10 protein-coding genes are annotated in these 9,687 nt (G+C 59.4%); 2 read left to right on the top strand and 8 right to left on the bottom strand.

Annotated elements, in window-relative coordinates:
* From mgtA to GIV35_RS26830, 5 genes are all read right to left on the bottom strand, one after another.
* Window positions 1-1,598: magnesium-translocating P-type ATPase (gene mgtA, locus GIV35_RS26850; protein WP_236491451.1), on the bottom strand; the 1,598-nt coding region annotated here is incomplete at its 3' end.
* Window positions 1,599-2,408: 810 nt separating this feature from the next.
* Window positions 2,409-3,008, bottom strand: coding sequence for a GNAT family N-acetyltransferase (locus GIV35_RS26845; RefSeq protein ID WP_105226410.1), 600 nt, complete (start codon window positions 3,006-3,008; stop codon window positions 2,409-2,411).
* An 11-nt stretch (window positions 3,009-3,019) separates the two neighbouring features.
* Window positions 3,020-3,364 carry an FKBP-type peptidyl-prolyl cis-trans isomerase gene (locus tag GIV35_RS26840; protein ID WP_105226409.1) on the bottom strand — a complete coding sequence of 115 codons (345 nt, stop codon included), beginning with the start codon at window positions 3,362-3,364 and terminating at the stop codon, window positions 3,020-3,022.
* A 178-nt stretch (window positions 3,365-3,542) separates the two neighbouring features.
* Window positions 3,543-4,163, bottom strand: a complete 621-nt coding sequence (locus GIV35_RS26835) for a transglycosylase SLT domain-containing protein (protein WP_034127075.1) — start codon at window positions 4,161-4,163, stop codon at window positions 3,543-3,545.
* Window positions 4,164-4,241: 78 nt separating this feature from the next.
* A complete protein-coding gene (locus GIV35_RS26830) occupies window positions 4,242-5,210 on the bottom strand; it encodes a hypothetical protein (RefSeq protein WP_014717984.1) in 969 nt (322 codons plus the stop codon).
* A gap of 203 nt (window positions 5,211-5,413) precedes the next feature.
* Here GIV35_RS26830 and GIV35_RS26825 point away from each other — a divergent pair, with 203 nt between their 5' ends.
* Together GIV35_RS26825 and GIV35_RS26820 are read left to right on the top strand one after the other, a co-directional pair.
* The gene (locus GIV35_RS26825) at window positions 5,414-6,910 is read left to right on the top strand and encodes a PAS domain S-box protein (protein ID WP_014717983.1); all 1,497 of its coding nucleotides are present in this window, start codon (window positions 5,414-5,416) and stop codon (window positions 6,908-6,910) included.
* Window positions 6,911-7,012: 102 nt separating this feature from the next.
* Complete coding sequence (locus tag GIV35_RS26820) at window positions 7,013-7,285, top strand: DUF1652 domain-containing protein (RefSeq protein ID WP_105226406.1); 273 nt, start codon at window positions 7,013-7,015, stop codon at window positions 7,283-7,285.
* Here the strand turns inward: GIV35_RS26820 and GIV35_RS26815 are convergent.
* From GIV35_RS26815 to GIV35_RS26805, 3 genes are all read right to left on the bottom strand, one after another.
* On the bottom strand, window positions 7,248-8,441 hold the full coding sequence (locus tag GIV35_RS26815; protein WP_223023467.1) for an MFS transporter: 1,194 nt from the start codon (window positions 8,439-8,441) through the stop codon (window positions 7,248-7,250). The two genes, GIV35_RS26820 and GIV35_RS26815, sit on opposite strands and share 38 nt — an antisense overlap.
* An 88-nt stretch (window positions 8,442-8,529) precedes the next feature.
* Window positions 8,530-8,838 (bottom strand): RcnB family protein, encoded by a 309-nt coding sequence (locus GIV35_RS26810; RefSeq protein ID WP_056787665.1) that lies wholly within the window; start codon window positions 8,836-8,838, stop codon window positions 8,530-8,532.
* A gap of 218 nt (window positions 8,839-9,056) precedes the next feature.
* Window positions 9,057-9,548 carry an REP-associated tyrosine transposase gene (locus GIV35_RS26805; protein WP_233475128.1) on the bottom strand — a complete coding sequence of 164 codons (492 nt, stop codon included), beginning with the start codon at window positions 9,546-9,548 and terminating at the stop codon, window positions 9,057-9,059.
* Between the last annotated feature and the right edge of the window lie 139 nt (window positions 9,549-9,687).

Raw genomic sequence — 9,687 nt, 5'->3', positions numbered from 1 at the left:
GCCAGGGTGTAGGTGTCACGTCCTGCCGGCATCGGCTGCGCCGCTACCGCCACCACCCGCAGCCCTTCTTCGTTAAAGGCCGCGGTCACCTGGCGAATGCGCGCCAGCAGTTCGTCGGTCAGTGCCTCATCGACGTCACCATGACGCACGCGATTGCACACCGACAAAATTTCCTCCACCGCCCCTTTGCAGATCAACAGGTGCGGTTGGTGCTCCTCGGCCACCACCACCGACATGCGGCGGCGGTTGAAGTCGAATGGGATCTCGTCGACCTTGTGGAACGCGGTACCGACTTTCAGCTCACGATGGATGTCCACATGCTCGAGCACGGCCACATCCAACAGGTTTTTCAGGCCGGTCTGGTAATAGCTGTTGAGGTAGGCCATTTCCAGCACGTCGTCCGACTCCTGGCCCCACACGTCCACATGGCGCGCCAGGAAAATCTTATCCTGGGTGAGCGTGCCGGTCTTGTCGGTGCACAGCACGTCCATGGCGCCGAAGTTCTGGATCGCGTCCAGGCGCTTGACGATGACCTTCTTGCGCGACAGAAACACCGCGCCCTTGGCCAAGGTCGAGGTGACGATCATGGGCAGCATTTCCGGGGTCAGGCCTACCGCAATCGACAGCGCGAACAGCAACGCCTCGGTCCAGTCGCCCTTGGTGAAGCCGTTGATGAACAGCACCAGCGGCGCCATCACAAACATAAAGCGAATCAGCAACCAACTGACCTTGTTGACCCCCTGCTGGAACGAGGTGGTCGCACGGTCCGTCGCCGTGACACGTTGCGCCAAGGCACCAAAATACGTGCTGTTGCCGGTGGCCAGGATGACCGCCGTGGCGGCGCCGGACACGACGTTGGTGCCCATGAACAGAATATTCTCCAACTCCAGCGGGTTGCGCGTGTGGGCGTCCTGCTGGTGGGCGAACTTCTCCACCGGCATGGATTCACCGGTCATCGCCGCCTGGCTGACGAACAAGTCCTTGGCGCTGAGCACGCGGCAGTCCGCGGGGATCATGTCGCCGGCCGACAACACAATCAGATCGCCTGGCACCAGTTGCTTGATCGGCAGTTCAATGCGCTTGGCAGTACCGCGGCGCAGCACCGTCGCGGTATTGCTCACCATGGCCTTCAAGGCGTCGGCGGCCTTGTTCGACTTGGCCTCCTGCCAGAAGCGCAACAGGGTCGAGAGCACCACCATGGAGAAAATCACCGTGGCGGCCTTCATGTCTTCGGTCAGCCAAGAGATCACCGCCAACAGGGTCAGCAGCAGGTTGAACGGATTCTTGTAGCAATGCCACAGGTGCACCCACCACGGCAGCGGCTGTTCGTGCTCGACTTCGTTAAGGCCGTATTGCACGCGCAGGGCGTCGGCTTCCTGAGTGCTCAGGCCCTCGGCGTGGCTGCCCAGCACGCCCAGCAATTGCACAGTGCTGCGGTTGGCAGAAGCCACCAGTGTCTGCGCCAGGCTGGGCGGTACTTCGCGGCTGACGCTGGCATCGGTCACGGTCTCCAGCATCGCCAGGCGGCGAAAATGCCGGGCGATATGCCGGGTCCGCAGGAAACCGGCGAAGAACTCTTTGAGCAAAGTGAGGTTCATGGTGTAACTCCTGCGCGAGGAAAAACCGTCGTGCAGGTACTGCCCGTCCACACCGCGCCCGTCACACAGGCACAGCCGAACCTGGCCCGCCCGCCGTAACAGGCAGGCGCGTCCGTAGCATCCAGGCGTTACCCAGGTGCTGGTCAGCGTCGATGAGAGGGAATCAGGCAGGTGCCAGGACTGGCCACCGCCGAGATGCCGCTTCTCGCTTTATGAGGCGAGACAACGGCATCAGGAAAATGCGCGTTACCTTGCCAAGTAGAGGCCGGTTACCGAAACCGGCCGACGACTGTCACTCGAACAAGTACCCACTGAGGGTCTCCGCTATTGATGAAAACGCGCGAAGCTTACGCCCCGATGTTGGCGGAGTAAACCGTAGGAAAGTGGCAGCCTGGTGAATTAAGAAGATTCTTCAGGATGGGTTCAGGAAAGAGCGTTTTGCTTACTTTTGTCTGGGCCGGCAGTCCGGCTTTTTAAAAGTGAGCCGCTGTAAAAGCGGAACCCTGAGTAGCCGTTACCGCAGGAATGGATATGTACACGGTCCAACTGTGTTGACTGTCAGGCCGCCTTCGCAGGCAAGCCAGCTCCCACATTTGGATCGCGGTGCGTCAGCTCGATCAGCGTAGGCTGCCAGGCCGTCACGGGAGCAAGCTCCCTCGCCACAGGTCCAGCATCGCGCCGAAGTTGTGTAGATACCTATGCTGCGATAGCGGTGTGTCAGCTACAAATTCACTGCCTGGCACTCTGCATACGCAACGATACGGCGGCACGCCTAATCAGCGTCTACATGGGCTTGATGTACATCCCTGGCTATGGCGTATCAGGTCGATCCCTTTCAACCAACGCCACGTAGTCTTCAATGCTCGCGCTGGCAACACCCTTTACCTGGATAGACACCTTATTCACCTGCCGACCCATCGTGATGCCCTCGCGGGTACGCACCTGTACATAGCCAAGTCTGGGCCAAAAACGCTCGGCCCTGGTATTGCCCACCACTACCGTCAGCCGCAGCCACTGGGCGCCCTTCGCCACCGCCCAGGCCTCAAGGTCCGCGTGCAAGCGCTGCGCCAGCCCGCTGCCGTGCCAGCGCGCCTGCACCAGCAGCAACCCGATGTGCCACACCCCGATGGCGAGCAAATCCGCGGCGATATTCACCACGGCGACCAGGTGGCCTTGCGCATCTCGGTAACCCAGCCAGTACAGGCGGCTGCAATGCCAGCCGGCGGGTAATTGGCCGCGTAATTCTTCCCGTGCTTCGGTCGGGGTAGCCGGTTCGCCATTCACCGCGATGAAGTAAGCCGGCGCCTGTTCAAAAAACTGCTGCAGCTCAGCTTCATCGCAGCCAAGCAGCTCAACCACCCGAATGCCTTCGAGGAAACTGCCAGGCAACTCCTGTGGATCAACGTCCATGTTCAACCTCTTCAATCATCCCGTGTCAGCACTTCCAGCAGTTCAATTTCGAAGCGCAGATTACTGTTGGGTTTGATATGCGCGCCCATCGAGCGCTCGCCATAGGCCAGGTGCGCCGGTACATACAACGAGCGTACACCGCCAACCTGCATGCCCATCAAGCCCTGGTCCCACCCCTTGATCACGCGGCCAGTGCCGATCACGCACTGGAACGGTTTGCCCCGTTCCCTGGAGGAATCGAACACCGTGCCATCTTCCAGGGTACCGGTGTATTGGGTGGTGATCAGCGCGCCCTTGACCACGGCTTTGCCGTCGCCCAGGCGGATGTCGGTGACCTGCAGTTCGTCGTTGCTCATGGGGTTCTCATTGAAGGGGCCAAAGGCTGGGGTTTTCCCAGAATCGGAGGGGTTTGGCAAGTGCAGGGAAATGGCCAACGTGATGGTGGACCGTTCGCTGGAATGCATACAGCCGCGTTAGCGCAAGCCAGCTCCCACATTGAATCTGCATGCATTCAGAGGTCGCCGTGTCGACCCTTTACAACCAATGCCAGAACCGGCTCCAGAACCCACGCCCCAACTCATCCTTGCACCCGGCATATTGGCGCGCATACATCTGCGAACGCGCCTGTACCTTGCTCGCTACCGGCGGCAGCCAGGCTTTGCTGGCGTAGGTGCGCTGGCGGTAGCCGCCCCAGCCTTCGTGGTAGTTCAGGTACTGGCCGTAGGCATCGTATTTGTAGACGCCGTTGATGGTGTAGGTCTTGTCCATGTACCAGCCGATAAAGTCGATGGCGTCGTCGAAGTCTTCGCGATCAGCGCCGCTGCGGCCGGTGGCTTTGCGGTAGTCGTTCCATACTTCGTCCTTGGCCTGGGCATAGCCGGAAGCGGTAGAGACGCGGCCCCAAGGGATGATCCACAGCAGGTATTTACGCGGGGTCTTGGCGTCGTGGCGAAAGCCCGATTCCTGATACATGATGGCGAACGGCACTTGGATCGGCACGCCCCAGCGCTTTTGCGTGACCTTGGCGGCGTCGTACCAGTCGTCTTTTTCGCGGAAGATACCGCAGAGGTCGTTGGGCGTGCGTGGCGGCGAGGTGCCGCACGCCGCCAACAGGGAAGTGAGTAATAACAGTCCGACGGCTTTGCCTGCGCTCAAGGGTCACCTTTGTGGGATAAGGGTAAAATGCCAGCATTTTACCCCTTCACACCGGCGGCGTCCTTGCCGCAGACATCTTTAAGCCAACGGCACGCGACGGGTAGTCAGCGCGATACGACCAATAAAGAAGCTCAACGCCGCACCCAACAGCAGCATGGCCAAGGTGCTCCAGGCCGCGCGGGACAGTTGCTTGGCAGCGACTTCACCGGCTTCACGGGCTTTCTGTTCAGCCTGTTTTTTCAGCTCATCGACCTTTTGCATGGCTTGCTGATAAGCCTGGGCATAGTTGTCGACGATCTGCGTGGCTTCTTCTTTGCTCTTGCCAGTGCGGGCAGCGACGATGTTGACCAGCGCCTCTTTATCCGCTGCATTCAATGCTGGCTCGCCGGACGCTTTCACACGTTCGAACCATTGCTTGAGCTCATCACCGGCCTGGGCAGGATTGGTCGCTGCATCGGTAGCCGACTGCTTGCCATCGGCAGCTGCCTGATCGGCTTTCTGCTCGACATTGGCAGGGGCCAGTTCAGCCTTGCCGCTCTGCTTGAGCAAGGTATCCAGTTGGCCTTGCAGGCTGTTCCAGTCCAACTCGATGCCCTGCTCGTTCAACTGTTGCTTGATGCTATTGCCAATCCCTGGCGCGGCGGCAGCAATGCCACTGCCCGCAGCAGACAGACCTTTACCCACCACGTTGCCGGCCGTACCGACCACGCTGGAAGCCAGGCCCGCCAACAGCCAAGTGGTGAGCAAGGTGGTCAAGGTCCAGGTCAGCACCCCATGCAGGCCGCCACGATCCGGCGCGGTGCGGCCGGCCACGAACGCACCCAACGCGATGGCGACCAGTGTCGATACAAACAGCCAGATACCCGCGCCCGTGCCAAAACCGCTCAACGGGTTGCCCGCTTCCATCGGGTCAACGGCACTGGCGCCAATGGCGGTGCCCAACACACTCAAGACCAGGTAGGTGACCAGTGCGATTGCACTACCGGCCAGTACCGAGCTCCACGACACTCGAAACAGCGATCGATTGGTTTCATAGACAGTGGTCATACAAAGGTCCTTTTCAAATTGAGGAGCAAGGCAATGCGCCTTGATGGGTGTGAGTGTGGCGAAACGACATACGTTCAGTCCTGGCCCATATGCACCAGGTGATCTGGTGCATTCGCACTGCCCCGTGGGCAATTACTCTGCACTATCCTGAAGCCAGGATGTCGTAACCCAATGTGCCTTGCCCTGCCCTAATCGGAGACGTTATGACCCAGGATGTTCTCGCCAAAGAAACCAACCGCCGCCAACTGCAGACCATCATCTCGGGACTGTCCGACGGTGTGATTCTGGCCGAGGTCGACCAGACCATTCTCTGGGCCAATGAAGCGGCGTTGACCATGCACGGGGTCAGCGAGGTCAAGGAACTGGGCGCCAATACCGAGGCGTACGCCAAACGCTTTGCCCTGCGCTATCGCAACAACCATCCCTTGCCACTGGACAGCTACCCCCTCAGCCGCGTGGCTGCCGGCGAAGAGTTCAGCGATGTGGTGGTGGAAGTCACACCCGCCGACGACGAACACCGCAGTTGGGTACATCGCCTGCGCAGCCTGGTGCTGACCGATGCCCAGGGTGAACCTGAGTTGCTGGTACTGATCCTCAGCGACGCCACCGAATGGGCCAGCGCCGAGCAACGCTTTGAGAAAACCTTCAACGCCAACCCGGCGCCCGCGGTGATCTGTCGTCTAAGCGACCTGCGCTACATCAAGGTCAACCAGGGTTTTTTGGAGATGACCGGCTACAACCGCGACCAGGTCATCGGCAAATCCGTGTATGAACTGGATGTGCTGGAACAGGCCGAGCGCAAGGACCTGGCGATCCAGCGCCTGGGCGAAGGCGCGACCATCCCGCAGATGCAGGCCGAACTGAGACTGCCCGAAGGTGGCAGCAAACTGGTGATTGTCGCCGGCCAACCGTTGGACATGAACGAGGAAGACTGCATGCTGTTTTCCTTCACCGACCTGGAGCCACGGCGCAAAGCCGAGATCGCCCTGCGCCAGAGCGAAGAACGCTTCGCCAAATCCTTCCGCCTGACGCCCGTGCCGACCCTGGTATGCAGTGCCGACAACCGCCAGGTGGTAGACATCAACGAAGCCTTCATGAGCATCACCGGCTACATCAGCGAGGAATTGATTGGCAAATCCATCGAAGACATCAACTTCATCGACAGCCCCCAGGCCGGCGCGCAGTTGTTCGCCACCCTGGAAAAAGCCGGCAACCTTGAAGGCCAGGACCTCAAGGTGCGCAAGAAAGGCAACGAGGTGATCGACTGCGTGGTGTCCGCCGACACCGTGATTATCCAGGACGTACCCTGCTACCTGATGGTGCTGATGAACATCACCGAGCGCAAACGCTCGGAGCTGGAACTGGTGGCGGCCATCGAGGAAGTCATGCAGGACGCGTCCTGGTTCAGCCAGACCCTGATCGAGAAGCTGGCCAACGCCAAGAGCGTCAACAGCCCCAACCTGCCGAATGTTTCCTTCACCGACCTCACCGCCCGCGAGCGCGATGTATTGGGCCTGATCTGCGAAGGCCTGGCGGACAAAGAAATCGCCTCGCGCCTGAAACTGGCGCCCAACACTGTGCGTAACCATGTGGCCACGGTGTATTCCAAGCTGGGGGTGCACAGCCGTAGTGCAGCGATCGTCTGGGCCCGTGAACGCGGGCTGTTTGCCGGCGATTTGCGCCTGAAAAACAAACCCTGACCTTGCAAATGCACTAGTGCGACTAGTGCGAATTCGCCTTATTGCGCGAGGGTGCAAACAATAACCTTCAAGGGATCGTATTTATGCCTTGAAGGAACCCGCATGTTTACCCTCTCTCAACTGCGCAACTGCATCGAAGAAGGCCTGTCACCGCTGACGTGCGAATTCACCCTGTGCCGGGATGCGTCCTTGACCCTCAAGGTCTACGACGCCGAGACCGGCCGTGTCGACCTGGTGGTTACCGGCATCAGCACCAACCGCCTGCAGACCCCGCAGGAAGTGGCAAAAATGGTGGATGAGTTGCGCTACGAGCTGCAAAGCAACAACGTCGGCAAGCTCACGCTGGATGATTTGCCTTTATCGCCGCCCCAATGAAATAAAACACCCCGCCGGCAACGATAAACGCCCCCAGCATGTAGAACATGTAATGGGCCGGCAGGCTGGCCAACACCAGCCCACACAGCACCGGCCCCAGCGCCGCACCGAGGTTGGACAGGTTTTGCGCCCCGTAATACATGCCCCGCAGGTGGTCCGGGGCAATTCGGTCGATAAACATGTATTCGGCCGGAAACACGATGATCTCCCCGACGGTGAACACCGCCATCGCCAGCACCCAGCCCACCACACTGGTGGACAGCCCGAAGCCAATCAACCCCAGCATGAACATGCTCAAGCCAGCGATCAGCCACTGGCTCAGGTAACGGTGCGAGATGCGCCGGCCAATCAAGTACTGCAAGGCAATCACTAGCACGGCGTTGGTGGTCAGCACCGCGCTGATCACCGTGTAGGTGTATTCGGCGGTCGTGGTGGTCACCAGGTATTGCGACAGATAGGCCGTGAACTGGCCGAACACCACCGCGCTGAGTAAACCGCCGAGGGTGAAGCACACCAGGCGACGGTCCTGCAGCAAAACGCGGGCGACGGCAAGGAACGGCAGCGGCTTTTGCGTGGTGTCCACCGTGGCCAAGTTACGGTCACCCCAGCGCCCATACAGCAGAAAAAAACCCAGTCCCAACAGCGCCGACAGAATAAACGGCAGGCTGATATCCAGCTTGGCCACCATCGCGCCAAAGAACGGCCCTACGGCATAGCCAATATTGGTAAGCGTGTACTTGATGGAAAACACTTCGCTGCGCGCGTCTTCGGGCAGCAGGCTGGCGAAGCCGGCTTTCACCGCAATATCGATGACGGCGTAGGCCAGGTTGATCAGGATCAGGCAGCCATAGAACGACCAGATATTTTGCGCCAGCACCGTGCCGATAAACCCCAGCACAAACACCAGGCTCAAGCCGAGCAACAGGCGATAACTATTGATGCGGTCGACCAGGAAACCGCCGTAGACACTGAGTAGCGAACCGACGATCAGCGAACTGCCGATTACCAGGCCGACCTGGGTAATGTCCAAGGCGAAATGGCTGGTGAGGTAGATCACGAGATAAGGAAAGGTGATGGCCTTGGCCAACGTCAGCAACAACGTGGCGCACAGCAACAGGTTCACGGTTCGGGGGTAGTTTCTGATGGTGGCAAGCATCCTGCTCTCTTTTTGTAAAGGTAACGCGACCATTGCGGTCGGTTACCTTAACGCAAGAAACATGAAACGAGCAGGTGCCCCGGCGGGATTATTTCTTGACTGGCGTAATCTCGAGGATGGTGCCGTTGGTGGTCTTGAGCAGGACGTACTTGTCGCCTACGCGCGCCCACTGGCTTTCCTCTTCGGGCTGCTTGAGGCCGCGCTTTTTCCAATCGCTGATGGCCGACTCCTTGCGCATCAGGATATCCGGAGCGCGGTCGCCTTCTTTCAAATCACGAGCGTTGATGTTTGAAGGTTGCACGGTTTCCTGAGGGGTATCGCCGGCCTGCACTACAGCACTGACGGTAGAAAAGCTGGCAGCGACCAGCAGGCAAGCGGCTAAGGTTTTCGACTTCATGGGTGCTCCTTCAATTAATGGTGCGTACCCAGGTTCCGACCGCGGCGGCGCGTAATCATTCAGCCGTATTTCCCTGCGGCCAGAGATTGCTCCCGCTGGGCTGCGCAGTGGCCCCAACCCATTCACCGCATGTTTTCAGTGGGTACGCGGTCGGGCTTTTTGGGGCCGCTTCGCGGCCCAGCGGGAGCAAGCTCCCTCGCCACAGGGGGGGTACACCGTTATAGCCAGGCGGCGTCCCAGAGCGAGTAGGCGCCAACATGCTCGACCAGTCCGGCTCGAAGTGGGTTGGCGATGATATAGCGAGCAGCCTTGATAAGGTCGTCCTCCACTCGCACCGCACGATCGTGATAACCGTTCTGCCAGAAAGCACCCTGTGTGCGACGGGCTCGGTTGATGGTCAGTGTGCTTCGCGACTTCACTCGTTTCATCACTTCAGGCAGCTTCGCGCCTCGCAATTCAAATAACCAGTGAAGATGATCCGGCATAATGACCCAAGCCAAAGAGTTGACCAGCTCAAGGTCATGGGCTCGTTTGAGCTCGGCAACCAATAGCCGCCCCAGGTAAAGATCGGCAAATACCGGGCGACGTTGATAAACCACGGCAGTCACCAAATAAGCTCGACCAGGTTCTGAATAACGGCCACGTCGCAACAAATGAGAGTTGGGCTTGTGAAGCAATCCTTTGCTCCCCTGAATGGTTGAATGGTCCATTCAACCTAGCAGGCACCTGAGATGTCCCTGCCCAATACAGTTTCCCCATATTTCCCAATCCTTTGTGGCGAGGGAGCTTGCTCCCGCTGGGCTGCGCAGCAGCCCCAAAAAGCCACACCGCGCATCCACTGAACGCTTG

This window comes from Pseudomonas sp. PA-1-6B (assembly GCF_021609545.1).
GTDB classification, from domain to species: Bacteria; Pseudomonadota; Gammaproteobacteria; order Pseudomonadales; family Pseudomonadaceae; genus Aquipseudomonas; species Aquipseudomonas fluorescens_BV.
Note: the sequence above shows the minus strand (reverse complement) of the source record. Positions and strands in the feature narration are given on the sequence as shown.